At 31.3% G+C, this 252-nt stretch carries 1 protein-coding gene; it reads right to left on the bottom strand.

Translation table 11 applies throughout. The features are described from left to right. Positions 1-252 (bottom strand): P-loop NTPase fold protein (locus tag ACRHNM_RS17490; protein WP_431137922.1); only part of this gene is annotated, 252 nt, incomplete at both ends.

Genomic DNA, 252 nt, shown 5'->3' with positions numbered 1-252 from the left:
ATAAAAACGATATTAGAAACTGAAAAGAAGTGCTTAATTTGCTCTAATATTGAAACTGCATAATTAGGTCTACATCTGTCAAGTTCATCAACAATGAATATTAATGGCTTCCCTTTATTCGTACTTGCTATAAACTCAGATAAGCTTTGGCGAAACTCAGAAATACTTTTTTTCTTTTTTTGGTATTCATCAACTTCATTTTCAAACACATCAGTTAATCCTTTTGTCACACCAACAATTGCCTCCCTAACA

This window comes from Psychroserpens mesophilus, from assembly GCF_050617655.1.
Classification (GTDB): domain Bacteria; phylum Bacteroidota; class Bacteroidia; order Flavobacteriales; family Flavobacteriaceae; genus Psychroserpens; species Psychroserpens mesophilus_A.
This window is presented reverse-complemented; position numbering and strand designations above follow the sequence as displayed.